Annotated in this window: 30 protein-coding genes; 15 read left to right on the top strand and 15 right to left on the bottom strand. The window is 73.2% G+C overall.

The features are described 5' to 3' along the window. Window positions 1-136 precede the first annotated feature (136 nt). Complete coding sequence (locus RM425_RS02515; RefSeq protein WP_396137016.1) at window positions 137-526, top strand: ATP-binding protein; 390 nt, start codon at window positions 137-139, stop codon at window positions 524-526. Between the two features lie 87 nt (window positions 527-613). After that, a complete protein-coding gene (locus RM425_RS02520; RefSeq protein WP_311343607.1) occupies window positions 614-781 on the top strand; it encodes a hypothetical protein in 168 nt (55 codons plus the stop codon). A gap of 63 nt (window positions 782-844) precedes the next feature. On the opposite strand, the gene RM425_RS02525 is transcribed toward RM425_RS02520, so the two are convergent. Then, complete coding sequence (locus RM425_RS02525; RefSeq protein ID WP_311343608.1) at window positions 845-2,158, bottom strand: sulfate adenylyltransferase subunit 1; 1,314 nt, start codon at window positions 2,156-2,158, stop codon at window positions 845-847. A gap of 68 nt (window positions 2,159-2,226) precedes the next feature. Between RM425_RS02525 and RM425_RS02530 the strand changes: the two genes are divergently transcribed. After that, window positions 2,227-2,448, top strand: coding sequence for a hypothetical protein (locus RM425_RS02530; RefSeq protein ID WP_311343609.1), 222 nt, complete (start codon window positions 2,227-2,229; stop codon window positions 2,446-2,448). On the opposite strand, the gene cysD is transcribed toward RM425_RS02530, so the two are convergent. From cysD to RM425_RS02560, 6 genes are all read right to left on the bottom strand, one after another. After that, window positions 2,439-3,347, bottom strand: a complete 909-nt coding sequence (gene cysD / locus RM425_RS02535) for a sulfate adenylyltransferase subunit CysD (RefSeq protein WP_311343610.1) — start codon at window positions 3,345-3,347, stop codon at window positions 2,439-2,441. The two genes, RM425_RS02530 and cysD, sit on opposite strands and share 10 nt — an antisense overlap. 83 nt (window positions 3,348-3,430) lie before the next feature. After that, window positions 3,431-4,168, bottom strand: coding sequence for an inositol monophosphatase family protein (locus RM425_RS02540; RefSeq protein WP_311343611.1), 738 nt, complete (start codon window positions 4,166-4,168; stop codon window positions 3,431-3,433). 4 nt (window positions 4,169-4,172) lie between these two features. Next, window positions 4,173-4,883, bottom strand: coding sequence for a PaaI family thioesterase (locus RM425_RS02545; RefSeq protein ID WP_311343612.1), 711 nt, complete (start codon window positions 4,881-4,883; stop codon window positions 4,173-4,175). Then, the gene (locus tag RM425_RS02550; RefSeq protein WP_311343613.1) at window positions 4,876-6,426 is read right to left on the bottom strand and encodes a sensor histidine kinase; all 1,551 of its coding nucleotides are present in this window, start codon (window positions 6,424-6,426) and stop codon (window positions 4,876-4,878) included. Before RM425_RS02550 ends, RM425_RS02545 begins: the two co-directional genes overlap by 8 nt. Beyond that, a complete protein-coding gene (locus tag RM425_RS02555; RefSeq protein WP_311343614.1) occupies window positions 6,423-7,145 on the bottom strand; it encodes a response regulator transcription factor in 723 nt (240 codons plus the stop codon). Before RM425_RS02555 ends, RM425_RS02550 begins: the two co-directional genes overlap by 4 nt. Before the next feature lie 185 nt (window positions 7,146-7,330). After that, the gene (locus RM425_RS02560; protein WP_311343615.1) at window positions 7,331-8,152 is read right to left on the bottom strand and encodes a siderophore-interacting protein; all 822 of its coding nucleotides are present in this window, start codon (window positions 8,150-8,152) and stop codon (window positions 7,331-7,333) included. 308 nt (window positions 8,153-8,460) lie between these two features. Here RM425_RS02560 and RM425_RS02565 point away from each other — a divergent pair, with 308 nt between their 5' ends. Further along, entirely contained in the window at window positions 8,461-8,670 is a 210-nt protein-coding gene (locus tag RM425_RS02565; protein ID WP_311343616.1) for a hypervirulence associated TUDOR domain-containing protein, read from the top strand. Between the two features lie 38 nt (window positions 8,671-8,708). Next, a complete protein-coding gene (locus RM425_RS02570) occupies window positions 8,709-9,173 on the top strand; it encodes a DUF2795 domain-containing protein (RefSeq protein ID WP_311343617.1) in 465 nt (154 codons plus the stop codon). A gap of 66 nt (window positions 9,174-9,239) precedes the next feature. On the opposite strand, the gene RM425_RS02575 is transcribed toward RM425_RS02570, so the two are convergent. Next, complete coding sequence (locus RM425_RS02575) at window positions 9,240-10,166, bottom strand: hypothetical protein (RefSeq protein WP_311343618.1); 927 nt, start codon at window positions 10,164-10,166, stop codon at window positions 9,240-9,242. A 183-nt stretch (window positions 10,167-10,349) separates the two neighbouring features. On the opposite strand from RM425_RS02575, the gene RM425_RS02580 reads away from it, so the two are divergent. After that, the gene (locus RM425_RS02580; RefSeq protein ID WP_311343619.1) at window positions 10,350-12,224 is read left to right on the top strand and encodes an LCP family protein; all 1,875 of its coding nucleotides are present in this window, start codon (window positions 10,350-10,352) and stop codon (window positions 12,222-12,224) included. 114 nt (window positions 12,225-12,338) lie between these two features. On the opposite strand, the gene pstB is transcribed toward RM425_RS02580, so the two are convergent. The 5 genes from pstB to RM425_RS02605 form a co-directional block, all read right to left on the bottom strand. Beyond that, window positions 12,339-13,118 (bottom strand): phosphate ABC transporter ATP-binding protein PstB, encoded by a 780-nt coding sequence (gene pstB / locus RM425_RS02585; RefSeq protein ID WP_311343620.1) that lies wholly within the window; start codon window positions 13,116-13,118, stop codon window positions 12,339-12,341. A gap of 37 nt (window positions 13,119-13,155) precedes the next feature. Continuing rightward, entirely contained in the window at window positions 13,156-14,238 is a 1,083-nt protein-coding gene (gene pstA, locus RM425_RS02590) for a phosphate ABC transporter permease PstA (protein ID WP_311343621.1), read from the bottom strand. Beyond that, window positions 14,238-15,188 (bottom strand): phosphate ABC transporter permease subunit PstC, encoded by a 951-nt coding sequence (gene pstC, locus RM425_RS02595; RefSeq protein ID WP_311343622.1) that lies wholly within the window; start codon window positions 15,186-15,188, stop codon window positions 14,238-14,240. The genes pstA and pstC overlap by 1 nt, the downstream gene beginning before the upstream one ends. 116 nt (window positions 15,189-15,304) lie before the next feature. Further along, window positions 15,305-16,420: a phosphate ABC transporter substrate-binding protein PstS gene (pstS, locus tag RM425_RS02600; RefSeq protein ID WP_311343623.1), complete on the bottom strand. Its 1,116-nt coding sequence runs from the start codon at window positions 16,418-16,420 to the stop codon at window positions 15,305-15,307. Window positions 16,421-16,759: 339 nt separating this feature from the next. After that, window positions 16,760-17,398, bottom strand: a complete 639-nt coding sequence (locus RM425_RS02605) for a flavodoxin domain-containing protein (RefSeq protein WP_311343624.1) — start codon at window positions 17,396-17,398, stop codon at window positions 16,760-16,762. A gap of 201 nt (window positions 17,399-17,599) precedes the next feature. Between RM425_RS02605 and RM425_RS02610 the strand changes: the two genes are divergently transcribed. The 4 genes from RM425_RS02610 (at window position 17,600) to tatC (ending at window position 20,644) form a co-directional block, all read left to right on the top strand. Continuing rightward, the gene (locus RM425_RS02610) at window positions 17,600-19,027 is read left to right on the top strand and encodes a PhoX family protein (protein ID WP_311343625.1); all 1,428 of its coding nucleotides are present in this window, start codon (window positions 17,600-17,602) and stop codon (window positions 19,025-19,027) included. 90 nt (window positions 19,028-19,117) lie between these two features. Further along, window positions 19,118-19,396: a twin-arginine translocase TatA/TatE family subunit gene (locus RM425_RS02615; RefSeq protein WP_311343626.1), complete on the top strand. Its 279-nt coding sequence runs from the start codon at window positions 19,118-19,120 to the stop codon at window positions 19,394-19,396. A 37-nt stretch (window positions 19,397-19,433) separates the two neighbouring features. Beyond that, complete coding sequence (tatA, locus tag RM425_RS02620) at window positions 19,434-19,697, top strand: Sec-independent protein translocase subunit TatA (protein ID WP_311343627.1); 264 nt, start codon at window positions 19,434-19,436, stop codon at window positions 19,695-19,697. 74 nt (window positions 19,698-19,771) lie between these two features. Continuing rightward, window positions 19,772-20,644: a twin-arginine translocase subunit TatC gene (tatC, locus tag RM425_RS02625; protein WP_311344020.1), complete on the top strand. Its 873-nt coding sequence runs from the start codon at window positions 19,772-19,774 to the stop codon at window positions 20,642-20,644. A 13-nt stretch (window positions 20,645-20,657) separates the two neighbouring features. On the opposite strand, the gene mshD is transcribed toward tatC, so the two are convergent. Then, window positions 20,658-21,572 carry a mycothiol synthase gene (gene mshD, locus RM425_RS02630; protein ID WP_311343628.1) on the bottom strand — a complete coding sequence of 305 codons (915 nt, stop codon included), beginning with the start codon at window positions 21,570-21,572 and terminating at the stop codon, window positions 20,658-20,660. Between the two features lie 7 nt (window positions 21,573-21,579). Further along, entirely contained in the window at window positions 21,580-22,323 is a 744-nt protein-coding gene (locus RM425_RS02635; protein ID WP_311343629.1) for a winged helix-turn-helix domain-containing protein, read from the bottom strand. A gap of 169 nt (window positions 22,324-22,492) precedes the next feature. Between RM425_RS02635 and RM425_RS02640 the strand changes: the two genes are divergently transcribed. The 5 genes from RM425_RS02640 to RM425_RS02660 all read left to right on the top strand — a co-directional run bounded on the left by RM425_RS02640 (window position 22,493) and on the right by RM425_RS02660 (window position 25,806). Continuing rightward, entirely contained in the window at window positions 22,493-23,344 is an 852-nt protein-coding gene (locus RM425_RS02640; RefSeq protein WP_311343630.1) for a hypothetical protein, read from the top strand. 10 nt (window positions 23,345-23,354) lie between these two features. Further along, window positions 23,355-24,047, top strand: a complete 693-nt coding sequence (locus RM425_RS02645) for an LmeA family phospholipid-binding protein (RefSeq protein ID WP_311343631.1) — start codon at window positions 23,355-23,357, stop codon at window positions 24,045-24,047. Between the two features lie 53 nt (window positions 24,048-24,100). Further along, the gene (locus RM425_RS02650; protein ID WP_311343632.1) at window positions 24,101-24,442 is read left to right on the top strand and encodes a thioredoxin family protein; all 342 of its coding nucleotides are present in this window, start codon (window positions 24,101-24,103) and stop codon (window positions 24,440-24,442) included. 236 nt (window positions 24,443-24,678) lie between these two features. Next, complete coding sequence (locus RM425_RS02655) at window positions 24,679-25,506, top strand: sulfurtransferase (protein ID WP_311343633.1); 828 nt, start codon at window positions 24,679-24,681, stop codon at window positions 25,504-25,506. A 6-nt stretch (window positions 25,507-25,512) separates the two neighbouring features. After that, window positions 25,513-25,806 carry a DUF1416 domain-containing protein gene (locus tag RM425_RS02660; protein WP_311343634.1) on the top strand — a complete coding sequence of 98 codons (294 nt, stop codon included), beginning with the start codon at window positions 25,513-25,515 and terminating at the stop codon, window positions 25,804-25,806. The last annotated feature ends 102 nt before the right edge of the window (window positions 25,807-25,908 follow it).

Consider the following 25,908-nt stretch of genomic DNA (forward strand, 5'->3'; position numbering starts at 1 on the left):
GCGTGCAACCGCCATTGCTACGCAAGACCCATGACATGCAATGGGTCTTGCGCATGGTCGCTGGACGTGGTTGGTTGTGCGCAACGCAGCCGGCGGACTCACCGTGGCCCACGACGCCGCTGCAGATCGGAGCCCGATGTCCAGTCGCAATGCCAGCTTCGATCTACCGCCGACGACGGGCAGCATGCGCGTCGCGCGTCACGTCGTGCTGGAGCTCATGCGGGCCTGGGGCGTCCCGCACGATCGGGAGGACGCCGCACTCCTGGTCACCGAGCTGGTGGCCAACGTGGTGGACCACGTCGAAGGCGACGCGGAGCTGACGCTCGAGATCGGCGCCTCCGAGAACTGGCTGCGCATCGCCGTCGTCGACGGCTCGGCCATCCGTCCGGTGGTGCGGGAGCTCTCGCTGGACGAGCCGCGGGGCCGGGGCATGCGGATGGTGCAGGCGATCGCCGACCGCTGGGGTGCCGAGGATCATCTCGGCGGCAAGCGCGTCTGGTTCGAGCTCCGGCCGCCGGGCCGCTGAATCCCCGGGTGTGACCGGACGGCTGGTTTGCCGCCGCCCGTGATCGGGGAGGGCTCGGGGGAACACGACCGAGAGGAAGGGACGGCGATGAGCGAGTCGAACGACACCCATGCCGCAGGAGAGGGCGTCTCCGACGAGGAGATGATCGAGAGCGTCGCCGGGCAGACCGACAGCGCCTCCGAGAACGCCGACGTGGCCGGCAAGGACTGGAACGGCGACCCGAGCGAGGCCCCGGCCCCGACCGACCAGGCCTGATCCCCAGCTGACCGCGGTCCCGGTTCTCCGCACGGGGAGCCGGGACCGCGTGCGTCCGGGGACCTACGGGGCGACCAGCATCCCGGCGCCGACGGTGGCGTTGGTGGCCTCGTCGACCAGGATGAACCGGCCGGTGGCCCGGTTGCGCGCGTAGTCGTCCACGAAGAGCGGCTGGGTGGTGCGCAGCCGCACCCGGCCGATGTCGTTGAGCCCGAGCTCCGCCGCCTCCTGGTCCCGGTGAAGGGTGTTGACGTCGAGCCGGTACGCCAGGTCCTTGACCACGGCGCGCACCGAGCGGGTGGTGTGCTTGACGGCCAGCCGCTGGCGCGGGCGCAGCGGCTCGTCGGCCATCCAGCAGACGAGCGCGTCGAGGTCCTGGGTGACGTGGGGCGCGTTGGCCGGCCGGCAGATCAGGTCCCCGCGGGAGACGTCGAGGTCGTGGCTGAGCCGCACGGTCACCGACATCGGCGGGAACGCCTCGTCCACCGGGCCGCGCGGACCGTCGATGCCGGCGATCGTCGTCGTCAGGCCGCTGGGCAGCACCTGCACCTCGTCCCCGGTGCGCAGGACGCCGCTGGCCACCCGTCCGGCGTAGCCGCGGTAGTCGTGGTGGGCGTCGGACTGCGGCCGGATCACGTACTGGACGGGGAACCGGGTGTCGACGAGGTTCCGGTCGCTGGCCACGTGCACGTGCTCGAGGTGGTGCAGCAAGGAAGGGCCCTCGTACCAGGGCGTGTTCTCCGAGCGCGTGACCACGTTGTCGCCGTTGAGCGCCGAGATGGGGACGACGGTCAGGTCGGGGATGTTCAGCTTCGCGGCGAAGGCGGTGAACTCCTCGCGGATCGCCTCGTAGGAGGCCTCCGACCAGTCGACGAGGTCCATCTTGTTGACCGCCACGACCAGGTGCGGCACCCGCAGCAGCGAGGCGAGGAAGGCATGCCGCCGGCTCTGCTCCAGCATGCCCTTGCGGGCGTCGACGAGCACGATCGCCAGGTCCGCGGTCGAGGCGCCGGTGACCATGTTGCGGGTGTACTGCACGTGCCCCGGGGTGTCGGCCAGGATGAACGTGCGCCGCGGCGTGCTGAAGTACCGGTAGGCGACGTCGATGGTGATGCCCTGCTCGCGCTCGGCGCGCAGCCCGTCGGTCAGCAGCGCGAGGTCGACGTAGTCGCCCTTGCTCGCCCGCTCGACCGCCTCGTACTGGTCCTCGAAGACGGCCTTGCTGTCGTACAGCAGCCGGCCGATCAGCGTGCTCTTGCCGTCGTCGACCGAGCCTGCGGTGGCGATCCGCAGGATGTCCTTGCGGGCGACGGCGATGTCATGGGCCTGCGCCGCCGCCGCGGAGTGCACGTCGACGGGCGCCTGGACGGGGGTCATCGGGCGGTCTCCTGGCAGCGGACGGCGGGGCGGCGCACCCTGGGGCGCGGACCCGGGGAGAGGTGCGCATGTTCGTGTTCGCGGTGGCCGCGCCCGCGCTGCTGGTCGTCGTGCTCGGCTACGCCGTGGGCTACGCGGCGGGCGCGTGGTTCAGCGGGCTGTTCGGTCCGTCGTCCCCGGTGGTGGCCGAGCGGGTCGGCTGGACGACCGGCCTGCTGCTGCTGGCGGTCGTCGTGCGGGTGATGCTCCTGCTGTGGCGCCGGCGCAAGGGTGCGGCTCATCAGAAGTAGCCCTCCTTCTTGCGGTCCTCCATGGCGGCGTCGCTGACCTTGTCGTCGCCGCGGGTGGCGCCGCGCTCGGTCATCCGGGTCACCGCGATCTCGGCGATGACCTCCTCGACCGTGGTGGCCTCCGACGGCACGGCGGCGGTCAGGTTGGCGTCGCCGACGGTGCGGTAGCGGACGGTCTCCCGGCGCACCTGCTCGCCCTCGCGGGGGCGGATGAACTCGTTGACCGCGTAGAGCATCCCCTGGCGCTCGACGACCTCCCGCTCCTGCGCGAGGTACAGCGCGGGGATCGCGATCTCCTCGCTGAGGATGTACTGCCAGATGTCCAGCTCGGTCCAGTTCGACAGGGGGAAGATCCGGATGGACTCACCGAGGTGGATCCGGCCGTTGTAGAGGTCCCAGAGCTCGGGGCGCTGGTTCTTCGGGTCCCACTGCCCGAACTCGTCGCGGAAGGAGAACATCCGCTCCTTGGCCCGCGCCTTGTCCTCGTCGCGCCGGGCCCCGCCGAACAGGGCGGTGAAGCCGTGCTCCTCGACCGCGTCGAGCAGCACCGGCGTCTGGATCCGGTTGCGGGAGCCGTTGGGCTCCTCCTTGACCGTGCCGGCGGCGATCGCGTCGGGCACCGAGGCCACGACGAGCTGCACGCCGAGCTCGGCCACCCGCTTGTCGCGGAACTCCAGCACCTCGGGGAAGTTCAGCCCGGTGTCCACGTGCATCACCGGGAACGGGATGCGGGCCGGCGCGAACGCTTTGCGGGCCAGCTCCAGCATCACGATCGAGTCCTTGCCGCCGGAGAAGAGCAGCACCGGCCGCTCGAGCTCGGCGACGACCTCGCGGATCACGTGGATGGACTCGGCCTCCAGCGTCTCCAGCTGGCTCAGCCGGTAGTCGGGCGTGGTCACGGGGGAGAACTCCGGGGTTCGAGGGCAGGACGGCGCACCAGCACCAACCCGATCAGTTCGGTGCGGATTCCCTCCAGTGTCCGCTATCGCCCCGCGCGCACCGCAGCCAGGATGGGCGCCGCCAGCTCCGGACGGCAGACCACCAGGTCGGGCAGGGCGAGCTCGGCGGCGTTGTAGACCAGCGGGGCGCCGTCGATCCGGCTCGTGGCCAGGCCGGCGGCACGGGCGAGGGCGACCGGCGCCGCGGAGTCCCACTGGTACATCCCGCCCGCGTGCACGTAGGCGTCGACCTCCCCGCGCACCACCGCCAGCACCTTGTAGCCGGCCGATCCCATCGGCACGAGCTCGCCGCCCAGGGCCCGCGCGACGGTCTCGGCCTCGGCCGGCGGACGGGTGCGGCTGACGGCGATCCGGACCGGTCCCTCCCGCCGGTCAGGGGCCGGCGGAGGCGGGTCGGTCACGAGCACCCGGTCGAGCGCCGGGAGCGCGACCGCCGCAGTCCGCAGATCCCCGCCGGCCCAGAGCGCGACGTGCACCGCCCAGTCGGAGCGCCCGGCCTCGCCGTACTCGCGGGTGCCGTCGAGCGGGTCGACGATCCACACGCGGTCGGCCGACAGCCGACGGTCGTCGTCGGCGGCCTCCTCGCTCAGCACGGCGTCGTCCGGCCGCGCGGCGGCCAGCACGGCGCTGATGGCCTCCTGCGCCGCGGCGTCGCCGGCGTCCCCGAGCGCGCGGCCGGTCAGCGCGGCGTCGGCCCGCAGGGCCAGCAGCACCTCGGCCGCCGCGCGGGCGGCGCGGGCCGCGACCGCGACGTCGTCCACCGGGTCAGGCCGGCCGGAGCGCGGTCGCGTCACCGGGACGGCGGGGCGGGGCGTGCCGGCCGGAGGCGTCGGTGATCGCACCGAAGTAGGCCGCCTGTTTCTCGGGCCGGGGCATGACGAACAGGCCGCGCGCCTCCACGAGGATCTTCTCCGGCGCCGAGGCGAGCGCGATGGTGCCCGAGATGTGCGCCTTCCGTCCCTCGTGCGACTCCACGCGGGCGCGCAGCACCAGGGGCGTCTGCAGGGGCAGCGGGCCGCGGTAGTCCAGCTCGAGGTGGGCGGTCATGCCCCACAGCCCTGCCGCGCCGGCCGCGCTGCCCAGCATCTGGTCCATGAAGAGCGCGCTCATGCCGCCGTGCACGAAGCTCGGCGGGCCCTCGTAGGCCAGGCCCAGGGTCGCCTCGGCGACGACGCCGTCGCCGTCGGCGCGCACGACCAGCGGCGGAGCCATCGGGTTGGCGATGCCGGTGACCGGGTTGAACACCCGGCGGCCCTCCGACGGGTCGTCCAGGCGGGGCAGCTGGGACACCGGGCGCCGGGCGTCGCCGATCCGCGCCGTCGCCGCCCGCACCAGGTCGGCCGCTGCGGCCACCTCGCCGGCGTCGGCGGTGGTGATCACCGAGACCTCGATCAGCTCGCGCAGTGCGGCGCCCAGCTCGGTCGTCGCGGTCATCAGCTCGGCGAGGGGTGCGGCGTCGCCGTCGTTCTCAGTCACCCACGGATCGTGACAGGTGCGGTTCCGCCGGCTGGTCGGCGCCCCCGCCCTCGCGGCTCTCCGGCGGGGGAGCCGGCGGTCCGCCGCGGTGCAGGCGGACGGTGAAGGCGGCGCCGCGGCCGGGTGCGGTGTCCAGGGCGATCGTGCCGCCGTGCGCGGCGACGAGGGAGGCGACGATCGCCAGGCCGAGCCCGGTCCCGCCGGGTTCGGTGCCCTCGCTCCTCCGCGTCCGGGAGGTGTCGGCCCGGTAGAACCGCTCGAACGCCCGGGCGGCGTCGGCGGCGTCCATGCCCGGCCCGTCGTCGCTGACGCGCAGCAGCAGGACGTCCTCGTCCTCCTGGGCGACGGTGACGGTCACCCGCGTCCCGGGCGGGGTGTGGGTGAGCGCGTTCGTCACCAGGTTGCCCACCACCTGGCGCAGCCGGCCCTCGTCGCCGAGCACGACCGGGACGTCGGTGAGCGACTCGTCCAGGTGCAGTGCGATGGGCCGGTCGGGCTGCACGGCGCGGGCGTCGTGCACCGCGTCACCGGCGATCTCGGCGAGGTCGACCGGCGTGACGGTCAGCGGCCGGCGCTGGTCGAGGCGGGCCAGCAGCAGCAGGTCCTCGACGAGGACACCCATCCGGCCGCCCTCGGCCTCGATCCGGGCCATGAGTCGGGCGATCTCCTCGTCCGAGCCCACCGCGCCCTGCCGGTAGAGCTCGGCGAACCCGCGGATCGAGGTCAGGGGAGTGCGGAGCTCGTGGCTGGCGTCGGCGACGAACCGGCGCATCTTCTCCTCGGAGCCGCGGGCCTCGGCCTCGGAGGCCTGCTGGGCGCGGAACGCGCTCTCGATGCGGCCGAGCATCCCGTTCAGGGCCGCGGACAGCCGGCCCACCTCGGTGTGCTGGTTCCCGTCGGGCACGCGCTGGGAGAGGTCGCCGGCGGCGATGGCCTGCGCGGTGCGCTCCACCTCGGCCAGCGGCCGCAGGGAGTTGCGGACGAGCAGGTACCCGGCGACGCCGAGCAGCGTCAGCACGATGAGGCCGACGATCGCCTCGATGGCGACGAGCCGGGAGATGGCCTTCTCTTCCCTCTCCATGTCCGTGCCGATGATCAGCGTATAGCCCTCGGGCAGTTCGCCGGCGGCCATCCGCCACTGCTCCCCGCCGGCCCGCACCGTGATGGGCTGCCCACCGTCGCGCAGCTCCGCGACCTCCTCGGCGTCCAATCGGGGCATGACGTCCCTGCCGGGCCCGCGCGGCTCGCCGAGGACGACCGGTGCGTCACCGCCCGGGGGGAGGCACGCGACGTAGATGGAGCTGGGCTGGGGGTAACCGCCCTGATCGCAGGCGGTGACCACCTGCGGGCGCAGGTTGTTCGCCACGGTGGCGCGCAGCTCGTCATCCCGCTGCTGCTCCAGATAGTCGCCCAGCAGGGACGCGGTGGCGAAGCCGGTCGCCAGGAGCGCGACGCTGAGCAGCGCCACCAGCAGCGCGACGAGCGTGACCCGCAGCGGTACCCGTGGACCGCTGCGGACCGGTGCCGGGGACGGTGCGCTCATGCGCCCCGCGGCAGCCGGAGCGTGTAGCCCACCCCCCGGATGGTGTGCAGCAGCCTGGGCTCGGTCGTGTCGATCTTTCGCCGCAGATAGGAGATGTAGGACTCGACGACGTTGGCCTCGCCGTTGAAGTCGTAGTTCCACACGTGGTCGAGGATCTGCGCCTTGGACAGCACCCGCCCGGCGTTGGCCATCAGGTAGCGGAGCAGCTTGAACTCCGTCGGCGACAGGCTGATCAGCGTGCCGGCCTTGATGACCTCGTGGCTCTCCTCGTCCAGCTCGATGTCGGCGAAGGTCAGCCGCGGGGCCTCGGCCGCCTGCTGGGCACCGGCGGTGCGCCGCAGGACGGCGCGGATGCGGGCGATGACCTCGTCGAGGCTGAACGGCTTGGTGACGTAGTCGTCGCCGCCGAGGGTCAGCCCGGAGACCTTGTCCTCCGCGGCGTCCCGCGCGGTCAGGAACAACACCGGCGTGCGCCGCCCGGACTCCCGCATCCGGCGGACGACGCCGAACCCGTCGAGCCCCGGCATCATCACGTCGAGGACCAGCAGGTCGGGCCGGAACGCCTCGGCCAGCGCGAGCGCCTGCTGGCCGTCGGCGGCCGTGGCGACCTCGAAGCCCGCGTAGCGCAGGCTCGCCGAGAGCAGCTCGCGGATGTTGGGTTCGTCGTCCACCACGAGCAGCCGGGCCTCGGGGGTCCGGTTCTGCGAGCTACCGGCCACGGATCCTCCGGTCGAGCGAGCGGGTGCCGTCGTCATGCGCTCGAGCCTGGCGGGCCGAGCTGACGTCGGTCTGGACGCTACCTGTGAGCCCGCTGGGAAGCGCTCAGCCGGCCGTGTCCGACTGGCCGGCTTCCGCGCACCGGCCCGATCCTCGCTCGTTCCTCGCTGCGATGCTCCCGGCGCTGTCAGCCGGCGGGCGACATCGCGCGGCCGCGGCGCCAGTACCCGATGGCATGGTGCTGCGCCCGGCTCAGGCCCCACCGGCTCCGCAGGTCGGCGCGGATCGCGCGCACGGCGGCGGACTCGGCCCCCACCCAGGCGAACAGGTCGTCGGTGCCGGGCCGGTCCAGCGCCGCGACCGCATCGACCAGCAGCGTGCTCTCGCCCGGCGGGGTGCCCCGCCGGTGCAGCCAGTGCACGGCGATGCCGGCTGGGGCCGCCAGCGGCTGCTCCTCCTCCGGGCCGGCCACCTCGAGGAACGCCACGCCCGTCGCCGCCGGAGCGGCCCCGGCGAGCAGCCGGCTGATCGCGGGCAGCGCCGTCTCGTCCCCGGCGAGCAGCAGCCACGAGGCAGGGCGCTCGGCGAGCGACGCCGCCCCCGCGACGGCGAGCAGCGCACCGGGCCGTGCGGCGGCGGCCCAGGCGGCGGCCGGCCCGTCGCCGTGGAGCACGAAGTCGATCTCGATCTTCCCGGCGGCGGGGTCCTGCCGCCGGGCGGTGTAGCTGCGCAGCGCGACGCCGTGGCTCCCCTCGGGCCAGACGATGCGGCCGTCGCGCTGGATCCGGGGCCACCGGGGGTCGGCGTCCCCCACCCGCGGCACCAGCAGGTTCACCGTCGGACCGGCGGCGGCGACGGCGTCCGGACTGCCGGTCAGCAGCACGCGACGGACCGACGGGGTCACGTCGCTGACCGCGGTGACGGTGAGGACCTCGACGGCGCGCAGCCCGTCCGAGGCGGGGCCGTCAGGGACGGGACCGTCGAGGGAGACCCCGTCGATGGAGGACATGGGTCGGAGGCTAATCGGCGGCGGCGGGGGCCGACCCGGCCGTCCCCGGGGGAATGGGGTCGACCGGGCCGGCGATCACGGACGGCTGGGCTCACGCACGGTGACGACATCGTGGCGTCGGCACGCTGGACGTGGCCTGGTTGCTCGTCGATGACCACGCTAGGTGACCGATCGGCTCCTGGCAGCGCCCGCACGGGTGACGCCTGCCCCCGAACGGGTGATCGAGCCAGAGGTCACGGGGATGTGTGTGCGGGGGCCGGGGCGGGCACGGGGAACCCGTCCCTGCCCACCAGCGCGAGGAGCCCGTCATGGCCGATGAACTGAAGAAGGGTGACCACGTCACCTGGCAGAGCCACGGGAACACGACCGAGGGGACCGTGGAACGGAAGATCACCTCGGACACCGAGGCCTCCGGGCGCACGGTGCGCGCCAGCAAGGACGAGCCGCAGTACGAGGTGAAGAGCGACAAGAGCGGCCGCACGGCGGTGCACAAGCCCTCGGCGCTCGACAAGGACTGACCGCCCGGCACCCGCCGGGGCAAGCGACAGGAGACGACGTGACCGAGTCCGGAGACGACTTCGCCGGCGCCAGCCAGCGGAGCACCAAGCACAGCCCGCGGGTCGACGAGGAGCTGGAGCACGAGATCCAGGGGATGCTCAAGGCCGAGCGGTCCACGCGCGCCAACGAGTGGCGCGAGGTCGAGCCGGTCGCCGAGGGCGGCCCCGACATCGACGCCGACCCGGCCGGCACGCTGGTGGGCGGGACGCCGGTCGGGATGGACTCCGACGCGGTGGTCGCCCGCACGGAGCTGGCCCGCTGGCTCGACCGGGCCGACTTCCCGAGCACCGGACCCGACCTGGTCGAGGCGGCCCGGGACCACCGCGCGCCCGACGTGGTGGCGGCGGAGCTCGAGCGGCTGCCCGCGGGCCAGACCTTCGAGCGCATCGGGGACGTCGTCCGGGCGCTCGGGTACCCCACCGAGACCGGCCCGGGCCCGGGTGCCACGGAGCCGCAGGCCTAGGCGCAGCCGCACGGTCCCCCAGTGGCCGCCTCCCCCGCCCGACGGCGCGTGAGGCGGCCGCTGCCGTCAGGCCTGGCTGTTCTCCTCCTGGGCTTCCCCGGCGATCTCCTCCGCACCACGGCGACGGAACAGCTTCGAGCCCGGGAACCCCTTCACCACCTGGCGCATGTCCTGCACGGTGTCGACCAGGTCGTTCAGGTTCGGGCCCACGTCGCCGAGGGTCTCCAGGATCGGCAGGATGTCCTCGTCGAGGTGGATGATCAGCTGCGGCAGCCGGTCGACGAGGGTGATGAGCGCCTGGACCTCGGCCGGCTCGAAGCTGGCCGCCAGCTTCCGCACCGAGGGCGCCAGTGCCGTGAGAGCCGGCGCGTAGTCGTCCAGCATCGGCTCGACCCGCCCGACCATGCCCTCCGCGCGCCCGATGAGGGAGTCGGCGCGCGACGACGTGGTCTCGACCGCCCCGATCGCGGCGTCGGCCAGGGTGTTGGTGCGGCCGACGGCCTCGATGGCGGCGTCGGCCAAGGTGGTCGTACGGCCGACGGCCTCGATCGCCGTGTCGGCCAGGGTGTTGGTGCGGCCGACGGCCTCGATCGCCGTGTCGGCCAGGGTGGTCGTACGGCCGACGGCCTCGATCGCCGTGTCGGCCTTCGCGTTGGTCTGCGACACCGCTTCGATGGCGGCGTCGGCCTTCGCGTTGGTCCGCGACACCGCTTCGATGGCGGCGTCGGCCTTCGCGTTGGTCCGCGACACCGCTTCGATGGCGGCGTCGGCCTGGTCGTTGGTCCGGGCCACCCCGTCGATCACCTCGTCCACGCGGCCGACCACCCCGTCGACCCGGTTCAGGAGCGCGGAGACCTGGTCGAGCAGTTCCTCCACCCGGCCGAGCACCGCGGCGGCCCGGGGAACCAGCGCGAGAGCGTCCGCCACCCCGTCCCGGGCGCCGGTCACGGCGGCGACGACGTCGGAGGGGCCGGGCAGGGAGGGCAGTCTCACCAGCCGCACGCTACGCACGTCCCCGGTCGCCCACATCTCGATCGCCCACGATCGGATCGTGTCGACGCGGGCACGCTGCGTTGCGCGCGTCGAGGGAGCGGCGCGCCCCGCCCCCGTATCGTGGTGGGCTCCCGCCCCCGGGCGCGGGACCAGAGCAGACCACGAACAGAGGGTGTCGCACCGGTGGGGGACGAGCCGACGGCCGACGACGCGGGCAACCGCGGCGGCCCCGACGGCTCCCGGCGACACCGGGGCGGACCCGCGCCGCTCACCGTCGAACAGCTGCTCGCCCGCCCGGGGAGCACCTCGGGCCGCCGCGCCGCCCGCCGCGAGGGCGGCCTGCCCTCCGCGCCGGCCGCGCCCCCACCGGGCGTGCGCAACGGGCTGCCCCCGGTGCCCGGCGCGGGCACCGCCCTGCCGTCCGCGCCCCCGCCGCCCGCGCCCCAGCCCGGTCTGCCGCCGGTGCCCGGTGCCGCGCCCAGGCCGGTCCGGCCACCCGTCGCAGGCGCGCCCGCCGCCTGGCAGCCCGATCCCCGGCCGTCACGCCGGAGCGGCCCGATCCCGCCGCTGCCCGGAACGGTCCCGCCGCCTCCGCGCACCGGCAGCACCCGGATGCGTCCGCCGCGGCCGGCGCCCCGGACGCCGGGGCGCCGCCGGCTCATCCGTGCCGCGGTCGCGCTCGCGGCCGTCGCCGGCGTGGTGCTGCTGTACCACCTGGGGCTCTACTTCTACGTCGACCAGAAGATCGGCCGCGTGGACGCCCTGGCCACCGACGGACCGGAGATCCTCGCCGCCCAGCTGCAGGAGACATCGGAGACCTACCTCGTCGTCGGCACCGGTGTCCCGGACCAGGACGGTCCGTCCTCGGTGGCGACGCTGCTCGCCTCGGTGTCCGACGACGGAAAGCGCGCCGTGCTCGTCGGCTTCCCGCCGACGGCGCTGGTCGACACCCCCCAGTGCCGCACGGCCGACGGCGAGGTGCGCGCGCCCACGACCGAGGCCTTCGCCCGGTCCCTGCTCGACGGCGGGCCGGCCTGCATGGTGCGTGCGGTGCAGCAGCTGTCCGGGGTGCAGATCGACCACTACCTCGGGGTGGACCTCGCGCGGCTGCCCGGGATGGTGGACGCGCTGGGCGGCGTCCCGGTCTGCGTCGTGCCCTCCCGGGCGACGGCCGCGGCCGCCGCGCCGCCCCCGCCAGGTCCGTCGGAGTTCTCCGGTGACACGGCCGCCGGCTACCTGCGGCCGGCCGGTGACGGCAGCGACGCCACCGGGACCGCGGTCGCGGAGCGCACCCAGCGGTTGCTGACCTCGACGCTGCGGGCGGCGATGTCGCGGGACAACGTGCTCGACCCGCTCACCCTCGCCCGGTTCCTCACGCAGGCGGCCGACGCCCTGACCGTGGACGAGCAGACGACCCTCGGCGATCTCCGGCAGCTCGCGACCTCCCTGGGGGACATCTCCGGCGACGCCGTGGTGCGGACCGGGCTCCCGGTGGCGCAGGTGGGCCACGTGCCCGTCGGTGGCGACGAGAGCTACGTGCTGCTCGACGGCGCCGGCACCCGCTCCCTGTTCGACGCGGTGATCGACGGCAGCCGGGTTCCGGAGGGCTTCGCCGCCGAGAGCGACGAGCCGGTCCCGCAGCGCGGGGCGGAGCCGGCGGCACCGGTCGACCCGGGCACCGCCGTGCTCCCGCCGGCCGACGTGGCCGTCGACGTGCTCAACGGGACCGGTACGCGGGGGCTGGCCGCCACCGTCGCCGATGCGCTCCGGGGCGAGGGCTTCGTCGTCGGGGCCGTCGGCAATGCCGAGGGCACGGTCAGCCAGTCCGTGGTGCGGCACGGACCCGGGATGGTCGCGCAGGCGCGCACGGTGGCCGCCGCCGTCCCGGGCTCGGTGCTCCAGGGCAGCGATGCCATCGGGGAGACCGTGCAGCTGGTCATCGGTCCCGGATACGAGTCCGTGGTGCCGGTGCCACCCCCGGCCGCCGCTGCTCCGGAGCCGGTGGCGGACACGAGAGCGGTCGCCCCCGATGCGGAGGCGGCCGCAGTCCGCTGTTAGGCATGGTCGCGAGGAGTGGGGCCCGGAAGGTCCCCGACCGGGGCACGGGAACACACTCCGCGTCGCAGGGGCACGGCTCCTGGCCGTGGTGTCGTCCGGAGGACGACGATGTGCTCAGCCGAAGCGGCCGGAGATGTAGTCCTCGGTCGCCTTCTGGTCGGGGTTGCTGAAGATCTTCTCGGTGGGGTTGAACTCGATCAGCCGACCCGGCTGGCCGACACCGTTGAGGTTGAAGAACCCGGTCTGCTCGCTCACGCGCGCGGCCTGCTGCATGTTGTGCGTGACGATCACGATGGTGAACCGCTCCTTGAGCTCGGCCATGAGGTCCTCGATGGCGAGCGTGGAGATCGGGTCGAGGGCGGAGCAGGGCTCGTCCATGAGCAGCACGTCGGGCTCCACGGCGATCGCCCGGGCGATGCACAGGCGCTGCTGCTGCCCGCCGGAGAGGCCCGAACCGGGACGGTCGAGCCGGTCCTTCACCTCGTTCCAGAGGTTGGCGCCGCGCAGGGACCGCTCGACCAGGTCGTCGGTCTCGGACTTCTTCATGCGCTTGCTGTTCAGCCGGTTGCCGGCGATGACGTTGTCGTAGATCGACATCGTCGGGAACGGGTTGGGCCGCTGGAAGACCATGCCGATCTGCCGGCGGACGTCGACGGGGTCGGTGTCGGCGCCGTACAGGTCCTGGCCGTCCATGACGACCTTGCCCTCGACGCGGGCGCCGGGCAGCACCTCGTGCATCCGGTTGATGGAGCGCAGGAAGGTGGACTTGCCGCACCCGGACGGCCCGATCAGCGCCGTGATGCTGCGCGGCTCGATGGAGACGTTGACACCTTCCACGGCCAGGAAGTTGCCGTAGTAGATGTTGAGGTCGGAGACCTCGATGCGCTTGGCCACGTGCGTGTCCTCTGGTCGGTAGGAGCGTCGGGCCCGGTCAGTGACCGGTCTTGGGAGCGAAGAAGCGGCTGATCAGGCGAGCGACGATGTTGAGCGCCATGACCAGGATGATGAGCAGCAGGGCTGCCGTCCAGGCCCGGTCGAGGAACGCCTGGCTGTCCACGCCCGGCTGGGTCAGCTGGTAGTAGGCGAAGACCGGCAGGGTCGCCATCCGGCCGTCGAACGGGTTGAGGTTCGTGCCGGTGATCAGGCCGACGGTGACCAGCAGCGGTGCCGTCTCGCCGACGACGCGGGCCACGGCCAGCGTGACCCCGGTGCCCAGGCCGGCGATGGCGGTCGGCAGGACGACCTTGACGACCGTCCGCCACTTCGGCACGCCGAGGGCGTAGGCGGCCTCCCGCAGCTCGTTGGGGACGAGCTTGAGCACCTCCTCGCAGGACCGGACGACCACCGGGATCATCAGCACCGAGAGGGCCACGGCGCCCATGACGCCGAGCCGGATGCCGCCGCCGAAGATCAAGGTGAACAACGCGAACGCGAAGAGCCCGGCGACGATCGACGGGATGCCGGTCATGACGTCGACGAAGAAGGTGATGGCCTTCTTCAGCCGGCCGGAGCCGTACTCCACGAGGTAGATCGCGGTGAGCAGCCCGATCGGGACGGAGATGGCCGCGGCCAGCGCCGTGATGATCAGCGTCCCGAGGATCGCGTGGTAGGCGCCACCGCCCTCGCCGACGACCCGGAACATCGAGTTGGTGAAGAACTGGCTGTCGAACCGGGCCAGGCCCTTGTCGAGGACGGTGTAGACCAGCGAGACCAGCGGCACCATGGCGATGGCGAAGGCTGTGGTGACCAGCGCGGTCACCAGCCGGTCGGTGGCCTTGCGGCGGCCCTCGACGGCCCGTGAGCCGGCGTACACGGCGAGCGTGCCCAGGAACGCGCCGTAGACGACGGTCAGGACGATGCTGAAGCCGCTCAGGGCCGACAGCAGGGCGCCCAGCGCGATCCCGCCGGCGTAGAGGCCGAGCGGTGCCAGCCGGGGCAGCCGGCGCTGCGAGCGGATCGAGCCGCTGCGGGGCTCCTCGGCGGTACGGACCGGGGACTGGGTCTCGATGCTCATCAGTTGGCTCCGGAGAAGTCGGCGCGGCGGTTGACGATCCATCGGGCGAGCATGTTGACCGCCAGGGTGATGAGGAAGAGCACCAGACCGCTGGCGATCAGCGTGTTCACGTCCAGGCCGGTCGCCTCGGGGAAGCGGAGCGCGATGTTCGACGCGATCGTCGACGGGCTGGAGTTGCTGATCAGGTTGAGCGTGGCCGCGGCGCCGCCGGAGAGCACGATGGCGACGGCCATCGTCTCGCCCAGCGCGCGGCCCAGGCCCAGCATCGCGCCGGCGATGATGCCGGACTTGCCGTAGGGGAGGACCGCCATCTTGATCATCTCCCAGCGGGTCGCCCCGAGGGCGAGCGCGGCCTCGCGGTGCAGCGCCGGCGCCTGGGTGAAGACCTCCCGCGAGATGGCGGAGATGATCGGCAGGATCATGACGGCGAGCACGAGGCCCACGGTGAACATCGTCCGGCCGGTGCTGGATGCCGGCCCGGCGAACAGCGGGATCCAGCCGAGGTGGTCGGCGGCCCATTCGTGGAAGGGCACCAGGGCCGGGGCCAGGACGGCCAGACCCCAGAACCCGTAGACGACGCTCGGGATGGCGGCCAGCAGGTCGATCACGTACCCCAGGCCTGCGGCGATCCGGCGGGGCGCGTAGTAGGCGACGTACAGCGCGATCGCGACGGCGAGCGGGGTCGCCACCAGGAGCGCGAGGACGGCCGCGAGGAGCGTGCCGACCACGAGCGGCGCGATGTAGCTGGCCAGCCCCTCGCCGCCGGGGATGTCCTCGGCGGGGGCGGTGAGGGCCGGCAGCGCCTCGCTGATGAGGAAGGCGGCCACCCCGGCGAGCACCAGGAGGATGAAGATGCCGGAGCCCTTGGCGCTGGCGGCGAAGATGCGGTCACCCGGGCGTCGCACCGTGCGCTGGCTGGGGGGTTCGGTCGGGGCCTTCGTGGCGGTCACCGCTGCTCCGTCGGAGTTCGTGGATCCGGGTCGTCGTGGTTCCGTGCCCGGGGTCCGGGCGGTGCGAAGGCCCGGGACGTCGGTACGACGTCCCGGGCCATCGCGGCGGGCTGGGATCAGCTCGCGGCGGTGATGGCGTCGATCGCGCCCTGAGCCTGCTCGCGCAGTGCGTCGGAGATCGGCGCGTTGCCGGCGTTCTCCTCGGCGGCCTGCTGGCCCTCCTCGCTGATCACGTACTCCATGAAGGCCTTCACGTTGTCAGCAGTCTCCTGCTCCTCGTACTCGATGCAGCCCAGGTGGTAGCTGACCAGCACGATCGGGTACTCGCCCGAACCCTCGGTCTCCCGGTTGAGCTCGATGGCGAAGTCGTACTCGCCGCGGCCCTCGACGGCCGGGGAGTTCTCGACGACGGCGGAGGCGGACTCGGCGCTGGGGGCGACGAACTCCTCGCCGACCGCGATGTTGGCCACGCCCAGGCCCTCGGCGCGGCTGGCGTCGGCGTAGGTGATGGCGCCGGGGGTCTGCTCCGTGACGCTGACGACGCCGGACGTGCCGCTGGCGGCCTCGCCGCCGGGGAGCGGCCACACGCCGTCGGGCTCGGCGGTCCAGACGTCACCGGCGGTCTGGAACAGATAGTCGGTGAAGTTCTCCGTGGTGCCCGAGTCGTCCGAACGGTGCACGGCGGTGATGGCCTGGTCCGGCAGCGTGGCGTCGGGGTTGTCCTCGGCGATGGCCGGGTCGTTCCAGTTGGTGATCGCGCCGGAGAAGATGCTTGCGATCGTGGACGCCGAGAGGTTGAGGTCCTCGACGCCTTCCAGGTTGTAGGCCACCGCGATCGGGGAGATGTAGTTGGGCAGCTCGAAGACCTCGCCGCCGGCGCAGCGCTCCTGCGCGGCCGTCAGCTCCTCCTCGTCCAGGGCGGCGTCGGAGCCGGCGAAGTCGACGGAGCCGGCGATGAACTGCTCGCGGCCGGCGCCGGAGCCCTCGGGGGCGTAGCTGAAGCGGACGTCCGGGTACTCGCCCTGGAAGCCGGCCTGCCAGGCCTCCATCGCGGCCTGCTGGCTGCTGGCTCCGGCGCCGACCAGGGCGCCGCTGAGCTCACCGCCACCGTTGCTGTCGCCGTTGCTCGAGCCGCCGCCGGACTCGTTCTCGGCGCCGCACGCGGAGAGCGCGAGGGTCGTGGCCAGGGCCACCGACAGGGTGGCTGCGCGCGACTTGGTGCTGAGCTTCAACTCTGAGCCTCTCGACAGGGCCCGGACCGTTGCCGGGCTTCAGGACCAACGAGGGAGAAGCTAGGGAGCCGAGGTGGCCGGTTTCCCCGGCACAGGTGAACGGGGGGTGAATGCCTCCTGAGCGCTTGCGCACCATGAGTGGGACGGGCCACATCGGGATGGCAAATCCTGGCGTGGCGACCTTTCCATAACGGTCGGATAACGGTAGAGAAAGCGGTTTTGGGGTGCCGACGATCGGCCCGGGCCGATCGTCGGCGTGTTCTGCCGCCTCCCGGACCTGGACGTGTCGACAGTAGGAGATCCAGCCGGCGGGCAGGCTGGCGACGGGGAGTCGGCGTCTCAGGCGACGTCGTGGCGCCGGGACCGCACGTCTGCAGCCTTCAGGGCGCCGGCGATCTCGTCGGCCCACTGGTGGACGCCCTGCCAGTCCCGGTGGTCCACCGACGGGGGATGCCCCTCGAGGGCCCGTCGTTCCCCGGCGGACAGCAGCCGTCGTTCGAGGCGGCCGGCGAACCAGCGGTGCTGGCGCGGACCGATCGACACGTGCATCAGGGGGGAGGGCTCGACGCCCAGCGGAGGCACGGAACTCCGGCTGCACAAGCCGCTGGAGAACGACCAGGTGGAACGACGTGCGAGCGTGGCGGCGTAGGTCTCCAGGTAGCTGACCGCGGGGGCCAGCCAGCGTCCGCCGTAGACGGCGCTGCCGAGCACGACGGCGTCGAACGGAGCGGGGTCGGGGCGTTGCTGCGCCGGCACGAGAGCGGCCGTGAGACCGATGCGGCGGCCGGCCCCGCTGCACGTCAGCGAGCGGGCCAGCCGCGCGGCGATCTCCCGGGTCGAACCGTGCAGCCCGGCGAAGACCACGAGGATCCGGGGCCCCTCGCCGCCCGGGGACGGAGGTGCGGCGGGACCCCACGTCGCCCCGGCCCCCGGCATGGCGGCGGGGTGTCCCGGAGAGGAGCAGAGCGCTGTCGTCATGGTTCCCCCTGTGTCGGCTGGGCGGTGCTCCCGCACGGTAGGGAGCCCGGGCTGCCGCTGGGTGAAGGCGGATGGAACACCGGGTTCCGCCCGGGAGGTGACCGTTGGCCGGGGGTTCGCGTGACCGTTCCGCTACGGCCCCCTCCCGTCCCTAGCGTCGCAGCGGTCCGTCCCAGGAAGACCTCGCAAGGAGAGCCCCTCGTGTCCAGCTCCCTCGACCGCCGCAAGTTCCTCCAGCGCGGCGCCGTCGTCACCGCCGGCACCCTGCTGGCCGGTGGCACCCACGCCCTGACCGCGCACGGCGCCCTCGCCGCACCGGGCCGCCGTGGCCAGCAGGTGAAGGCCCCGAACAACGGCGGCTACGGCGCCATCGTCCCAGCCACCGACAGGACCACCGGCGAGCAGCTGCTGTGGCTCCCCGCAGGCTTCGAGTACGCCTCCTTCGGCCACGAGGCGAGCTTCGCCGCGCCCCGCGGCCTGCCGACGACCGGCTCCGACGGCTATCCCACCCCGGGGCGGCACGACGGCATGGCGGCCTTCCCGACGTCCACCGACGGCACCGTGCGCCTGGTGCGCAACCACGAGCAGGGCTACTCCACCACCGAGGCCGCCACCCGCGCCTACGACAGGATCCGGATCGGCGACGAGGGCAACGCCTACGACCCCCTCGCGGCCGGTGGCACCACGACGCTGACCTTCGACACCGATGCGCTGCGGCTCACCGACAGCTTCATCTCGCTCAACGGCACCTCGGTCAACTGCGCCGGCGGGCTCACCCCGTGGGGCTCCTGGCTGTCCTGCGAGGAGACGGTGAACGGCACCCAGAACGGGTTCCCGAAGAACCACGGCTACGTGTTCGAGGTGCCCGCCCACGGCGGTCCGGTCGACGACCCGCAGCCGTACAGGGCCATGGGGCGCTTCGCCCACGAGGCGGTGGCGGTCGACCCCGCCACCGGCATCGTGTACGAGACCGAGGACGACGGTGACACCTCGGGCTTCTACCGCTTCCTGCCCACGGAGCCGGGCAACCTGGCGGCCGGGGGCGTGCTGCAGATGCTCGCCGTCAAGGAGCGGCCGCAGTTCGCCACGAACACCGGGGTCAGCAACCGCGTCGGCAACCCCATGCCGGTCGAGTGGGTCACCATCGACGACCCGGACCCCGCCAACATCACCCGTGACTCGGTCTTCAACCAGGGGTGGGCCAAGGGTGCGGCGAGCTTCGCCCGGCTGGAGGGCTGCTGGTACGACGGCGGCAGCATCTTCTTCAACGCGACCAGCGGCGGCGACCGGAAGGCCGGTCAGGTCTGGGAGTACCGGCCGCGCGGTCGCTCCGGCGGGCAGCTCATCCTCATCTTCGAGTCGCCGTCCCCCGAGGTGCTCGACGCCCCCGACAACATCTGCGTCAGCCCGCGCGGCGGCCTGGTGCTCTGCGAGGACGGCGGCGGCGAGCAGTTCGTCCGCGCCCTCAACGAGCGGGGCGAGATCTTCGACTTCGCCAAGAACAGCACCAGCGACGCCGAGTTCGCCGGCGCCTGCTTCAGCCCGGACGGCGACGTCATGTTCGTCAACGTCCAGACCCCGGGCGTGAGCTTCGCGATCCGCGGCCCGTGGGAGAAGGGCGCGCTCTGACCCGAGCGACCCCGAACCCGGACGTCCCCGGTGCCACGAGGCGCCGGGGACGTCCGCCGAGGCGACCGAGGCCTGACCGAGGGAGTGCCCGTGTTCAACTCGATCGGCTGGGGCGAGATCATCGTGCTCGCCCTGGTCGCACTGTTCGTCTTCGGTCCGGAACGGCTGCCGGACATGGCCCGGGAGTCCGCCGCCGGCCTCAAGAAGCTCCGCGGGGCCATGGCCGGCATGCGAGGCCAGCTCGACGAGAGCCTCGGCGACGACTTCGGCGCCCTGCGCGACCTCGACCTGCGGCAGTACCAGCCCCGCGAGGTGGTGCGCCGGCACCTCCTGGGCGACGACGCCCCCGAGACGCGGACCGCTCGATGACCACCCCCCTGATCCACCGCACCACGAGGAGAACTCGATGAATCTCGGACCCATGGAGATCGGTCTCGTCCTGCTGGCCGTCCTCCTGCTCTTCGGCTACAAGAAGTTGCCCGACGCGTCCCGCTCCCTCGGCCGCTCGCTGCGCATCTTCAAGGGCGAGATGAAGGGCATGAAGGACGACGACAAGGGACGAGGGGAGCCCGCGGTCCCCGTCCACGGTGAGCTGCTCCCGGCGGCGCGTCCTGCCGGCACCGAGCCCCGCGACCACCCGACGGCGGCCGAGGCCGACCCGGCGCGGTGACCGGGACAGCACTGACGCCGGAGGCCCGCCGGTGGCGCCGTCGCCGGCGGGCGCCGCGCGAGGCGGAAGCCGTGATGTCTCTGATCGCGCACCTGACCGAGCTGCGCAATCGCGTCGGCCGCGCCCTCCTGTTCGTCATGGTCGGCGCGGCGGTGTCCTTTTGGTGGTACGACCACGGCCTCGGTGAGTTCATCCGGGCGCCGTACTGCGGTCTGCCGGACGAGCTGCGCTACGGGGGCGAGACGGGCGACTGCGGGCTGCTGATCACCGACGTGTTCGGGGGCGCGCTCATCCGTCTGAAGATCAGCTTCATCGTGGGCGTGGTCATCTCGGCGCCGTTGTGGCTCTTCCAGGTGTGGCGCTTCCTCACCCCGGGCCTCAAGCGCAACGAGAAGCGCTACGGGGTGGCGTTCGTGGGCGCATCGTCGGCGCTCTTCGCACTCGGGGCGCTGCTGGCCTACCTGTCGCTGTCCGCAGGCCTGCGGCTGCTGCTCGGTCTGGCGGGGGAGGGGACGATCGTCGCGCTCACCGCACAGGACTACATCGGGTTCGTGCTCTCGTTGCTGGTGGCGTTCGGCGTGTCCTTCGAGCTCCCCCTGGTCGCCGTGGTGCTCAACCTCCTGGGCGTCCTGTCCCATGCCGCACTGGCGGGCGCGCGACGCTGGATCTACTTCCTCACCGTGCTGTTCGCCGCCTTCGTGACGCCGACACAGGATCCGTTCACCATGCTGGCGATGGCGACACCCATGATCATCCTGTTCGAGCTGGCCATCCAGCTGGCCAGGATCGTGGACCGGCGACGGGCACGGAAGGCGGCCCTCGACTCCTTCCACGCCCTCGACGACGACGAGGCGTCCCCCCTGGACGTGGCACCGTCCCGGCTGGACGAGTCCCCGGATACGCCCGGCGAGGACGAGCGGGTCCTCTCGACGCGGTCGGGCCGCTGAGTGGGACGTGCAGTCAGCCGGTCGTCGGCGGCTGCGCGTTCCCGGGGACCGGACGGTGCCACGCGACGTCGACGGCGTACCGGGTGAACCCGCGGCGTTCGTACAGCCGCACCGCGGCCTCGTTGTCCTCCTCGACGTAGAGGAGGACCGAGTCCAGCCCCTTCCGCCGCAGGTGGGCCAGGCCGAGGTCGGTGAGTACGCCGCCCAGCCGCAGCCCCTGGGCGTCGGGGTCGACGCCGAGCACGTAGATCTCCCCGACCGGATCGGGCCCGGCGTCCCCGGCGGGGTGCACCTTGGTCCAGTGGGAGCCCAGGAGGGCGCCCCCGGCGTCCGGGTCCCCGCGCCACGCCAGCAGGAAGCCCGCCGGGTCGAACCACGGCTCGGCTTCCCGTAGCTCGAGGTCCGTCCGCGTCATGCGCCCCTGCTCGGGGTGCCAGTCGAAGGCCCGCGCGTTGACCCGCAGCCACGCCTCCTCGTCCCTTCCGGGACGGAAGGGGAGGACCTGCACGTCGCCCGGCAGCTCCGGGTACGGGTCGGGGTCGATGCCGGCGAGGTCGCCCCGCATCTGCAGCAGCACCCGCGCACGGGCGAAGCCGTGCGGCGCCAGCAGCTCCGCCGACCCGGGCAGGTCGCCGTGCGCCCAGACGCTCAGCGGGCGGTCGCCGGCCAGGTCGAGGAGCTCCCGGAGCAGCGCCCGGCCGTGGCCCCTCCGCCGGTGCCCGGGGTGCACGACGAGCTCGGCCACGCCGTCGTCGTACCGCGCGTACCCGGCGAGCGTGGCACCGTCGCGCACGACGAGGTCGCGTCCGCCGGCGCCGCCGTGCTGCAGGCGCAGCTCGGTCTCCTCGGAGACCGGACGGACACCGTCGGCCGCCGCCGCGGCACGCAGCAGCGACAGGATCGCGTCGACGTCGGGCTCCGGGCTCACCGGCCCATCAGACCAGCTCGGCGTCGCTCTCCGCCTTCGGGGCCCGGGAGGTCGCGTCGGCCACCTGCTGGTCGAGCTTGTAGCCGACGTTGCGGACGGTGCCGATCAGCGCCTCGTGCTCGGTGCCGAGCTTGGCGCGCAGCCGGCGCACGTGGACGTCGACCGTGCGGGTACCCCCGAAGTAGTCGTAGCCCCAGATCTCCTGCAGCAGCTGTGCGCGGGAGAAGACCCGGCCCGGGTGCTGGGCCAGGTACTTGAGCAGCTCGAACTCCTTGTAGGTGAGGTCGAGCGGGCGGCCCCGCAGCTTCGCCGAGTAGCTGTGCTCGTCGATGACGAGCTCGCCGGCCCGCGTCACGCCCTTGTCGGCGCCGTCGGCCGGGGCCGCGGCGGCCAGCCGGCGGGCGGTGGCCCACTTGAGCCGGGCATCGACCTCGGCGGGGCCGGCGGTGTCGAGCAGGACGTCGTCCACACCCCAGTCCGCCGACAGCGCCACGAGGCCGCCCTCGGAGAGCACCGCGACCAGGGCCGCGGCCACGCCGGTCGAGGAGAGGAGGCCGCACAGCGTCCGGGCGCGGATGAGGTCGTGGCGGGCATCGACCAGGACGACGTCGCCCCCCGCGGCCCCCCAGTCACCATCGAGCAGGCTGGACAGCTCGGGAGCGACCACGCGGACCTGGTGACCCAGCAGGCCGAGGGCCGGCAGCACCTCGGTCGTGGCCTGTCGCGCCGAGGTCATGAGGACCAGTCGCATGTCGTCTCCTCGAGGGTTCCCACGACGCGCAGCCGTGGCGGCCGTCGACGACGCTGTCGAGGTGAGTGGGCAGGATAACCGACGGGCCCGCGTCCGGGCAGCTACCGGTGCCCAACCTCCCTCGCGGCGGTGACCGGCCGGACGGCGGTGGTCTGCCACCATCGACGACGTGACCAGCGCCGCCCCGACGTCCCGACTGACCGCGCGGGAGCACCACCTGCCCGCGGCGGCGTTCGCGGTCCTCGCGGTCGCGCTGCTCGTGGGGCTGCCCGAGGTGCTGGGCCAGACCGGGCGGCTGGCCGCCGTGCTCGTGCTCCAGCTGGGGCTCGTCCTGTGCTGGGCGCTCGTCACCGGGGTCCAGGGCTTCGCCGGGTCGCTGGCGGTGGGGGCGGGCGCCGCGGTGGCCGCGGATCTGGCCTTCGTCCTGCCCGAGGAGCCCGAGCTCGGCGATCTGCTCGCGGTCATCGGGCTCGGGTTCCTGGCACTGGTGCTGCAGCAGATGCTCCGCCGCCCCCGCTCCGAGCTGGTGGCCTCGCTGTCGCTCTCGGTGCTCCTGCTGGTCGCCGTCGCCTCGCTGGCCGCCCTGCTGCTGCTCGGCCGCACCGACGCCGGCTCCGAGCGGGCGCTCGTGGCACTGCTGGCGGTCGGCGCGGCGCTGCTGGTCGGTCATCTCGTGGACCTGGTCCTGCCCCGGCCGCACCTGGCCGACGGCGTCCCGCGCGGGCTGGTCGCCGTGGTCCTCGCCGTCCTCGCCGGTGCGGCGGTGGCCTTCGTGGCGGCCGGCGCCGGGGACGCGCTCGACGGCGAGCGGGCCCTGGTGCACGGCGGGGTGGTGGCCGGGGTGGCGGCGCTGACCGCCCTGGTGGCCAGCTACGTCGTCGTCGAGGCCACCGCCGGGGACGACCCCGACGAGACGGCCGGCGAGCAGAACGTCTCCCGGTGGCTGCTGCCGGTGATCCAGGTGGCCCTCCCGCTGGCTGCCTGCGCCCCTGTCGTCCTGGCCCTGCAGGCGACCCTGTGAGCGGGGCCCGGTGAGGGCACTGCTGGTCGTCGTGCTCCTGCTCGGCGGCCTGGGGCTGCTGGCCGACCGGGTGGCCGTCGGCATCGCCGAGGACCGGATCGCCCAGCAGCTGGCCGGCACGGGGGGCGTGGTCGGCACCCCCGAGGTGGACATCACGGGCTTCCCCTTCCTCACCCAGGTGCTCGCCGGCCGCTACGACGACGTGCGCGTGGCGTTCGACGCCGAGGGGCTCGCGCAGCCGGAGGGCACCAGGGCCTCGGTCTCGCTCCAGGGGGTGCAGGTGCCGCTGTCGGCGGTGCTGGCCGGATCGGTCACGGAGGTGCCGGTGGACCGGATCGACGGCGCCGCCACGCTCTCCTACGACCGGCTGGCCGCCGAGATCGGCGCCGGCACCACGCTCGCCCCGGAGGGGAACGGCCTGCGGATCGACCGCACCATCGAGCTGCTCGGCCGGACGCTGCCCGTCTCCGCCGCCGGGACCGTCGTCCTCCAGGACGGCCAGCTGGTGATCGACGTCGACCGGGCCAGGGGGGCGGGGGTGGAGATCCCCGCCCCCCTCGTCGACCGGGTCAGCGATCTGCTGGACCTGCGCTACACCGTCCCGGACCTGCCGTTCGGGCTGCAGCTCACCGGCGTGACACCTGCGACCGACGGCGTCCGCGTGCGGGTCGAGGCGACCGACTCGGTGCTGACGGCGCAGTAGGGCGGGGTGCCGGCGGCGGAATAGCCGGCCGCCGCGGACCGGTTGCGCGTGGGGTGACGCTGCAGACCGCACCGGCCGCCGCGGCCCTCGCGCGCCTGGGCGTGCGCCCGGGGGAGGCGGACCTGACCGTCGTCCAGTTCTCGACGGCGTTCTGCGGCCCGTGCCGGGCGACGAAGGCCCGGCTGCAGCAGCTGCGGACCACCCGCCCCGGCCTCGCCTACGTGCACGTCGACGCGGAGAGCCACCTCGACGAGGTGCGCGCCCTGGACGTCCGCAGCACCCCCACGCTGTTCTTCCTGGACCGCACCGGCGCGGTGCGCGGCCGCAGCGACCGGGCGCTCGGCGCCGCGGAGCTGACCGCCCTGGTCGACGCCCGGCTGGAGGCCGGCCGGTGATCCGCTACCCTCGCGCCGTGGGCATCCTGCTGACCTCGCGCCGCACAGTCGACCTGTGCCGCGTCGGCAGCTGCCTGTGTCCGGCCCCCTGAGGGCGGCACTCCTGTCGTCCAGACGCGCGCGAACGCCGTCGGGATGTCCCTTTCTCCCCTGATCCGCGCGTTCGGGCGATCCGTGTCCAGCTGCTCGCACCTGACCGATCCCACCGCACACCGATCATCCGGAGGACCACCACCATGAGCCGCAATGACGTGCTCGTCACCGTCGACTGGGTCCAGGACCACCTGGGCCAGCCCGGCATCGTCTTCGTCGAGGTCGACGAGGACGCCAGCGCCTACGACGGCGGCCACATCGAGGGCGCCGTCAAGCTGGACTGGAAGCAGGACCTGCAGGACCCGCTGCGCCGCGACTACCTCGACAAGACCGCCTTCGAGGCGCTGCTCTCGTCCCGCGGCATCAGCAACGACGACACCGTGGTGCTCTACGGCGGCAACAACAACTGGTTCGCCGCGTACGCCTACTGGTACTTCAAGATCTACGGCCACCGCGACGTCAAGCTGATGGACGGCGGCCGCAAGAAGTGGGAGCTCGACGGCCGCCCGCTGTCCAAGGACGCCGTGCAGCGCCCGGCGACCCAGTACGTGGCCTCCGAGCCCGACCTGTCGATCCGCGCCTTCCGCGACGAGGTCGTGGCCGCCATCGGCAGCAAGAACCTGGTCGACGTCCGCTCGCCCGACGAGTTCTCCGGCAAGATCCTCGCCCCTGCCCACCTGCCGCAGGAGCAGTCGCAGCGGGCCGGGCACGTCCCTTCCGCGATCAACATCCCGTGGAGCAAGGCGGCCAACGAGGACGGCACCTTCAAGTCCGACGAGCAGCTGGCGGCGCTCTACGCCGAGCAGGGCTTCGACGACAGCCGGGAGACCATCGCCTACTGCCGCATCGGCGAGCGGTCGAGCCACACCTGGTTCGTGCTGCAGGAGCTGCTCGGCAAGAAGAACGTCAAGAACTACGACGGCAGCTGGGTCGAGTACGGCTCGCTCGTCGGCGTCCCGATCGAGAAGTGAGCTGACATGTGCGGAGCACCGAAGCAGGGCGGCACCCTCGCGGGCATCGACCTGGGCACGCAGACGGTGATCCAGGGCTCGGTCTGGCACGACGGCGCCCCGGTGGCCGGTGCCTACGTCCGGCTGCTGGACGGCACCGACGAGTTCACCGCCGAGGTGGTCACCAGCCCCGAGGGTGAGTTCCGGTTCTTCGCCGCGCCGGGCACCTGGAAGGTCCGGAGCCTGGCGCCGGTGGGCAAGGGCGAGCGGGTCGTCGACGCCGAGGTCGGCCTCAACGAGACGACCATCGTCATCGAATAAGGACCCCCTGCCCCCGCCACTCGCACGCTCGCGGCGGGACCCTGCAGGGGGCCGGAAGGACACCACAGCGCCCGTCCCGGCTCCGGCCGGGGCGGGCGCTCG

The sequence above is a fragment of the Blastococcus goldschmidtiae genome (assembly GCF_031845325.1).
In the GTDB taxonomy this organism is placed as follows: Bacteria; Actinomycetota; Actinomycetes; order Mycobacteriales; family Geodermatophilaceae; genus Blastococcus; species Blastococcus goldschmidtiae.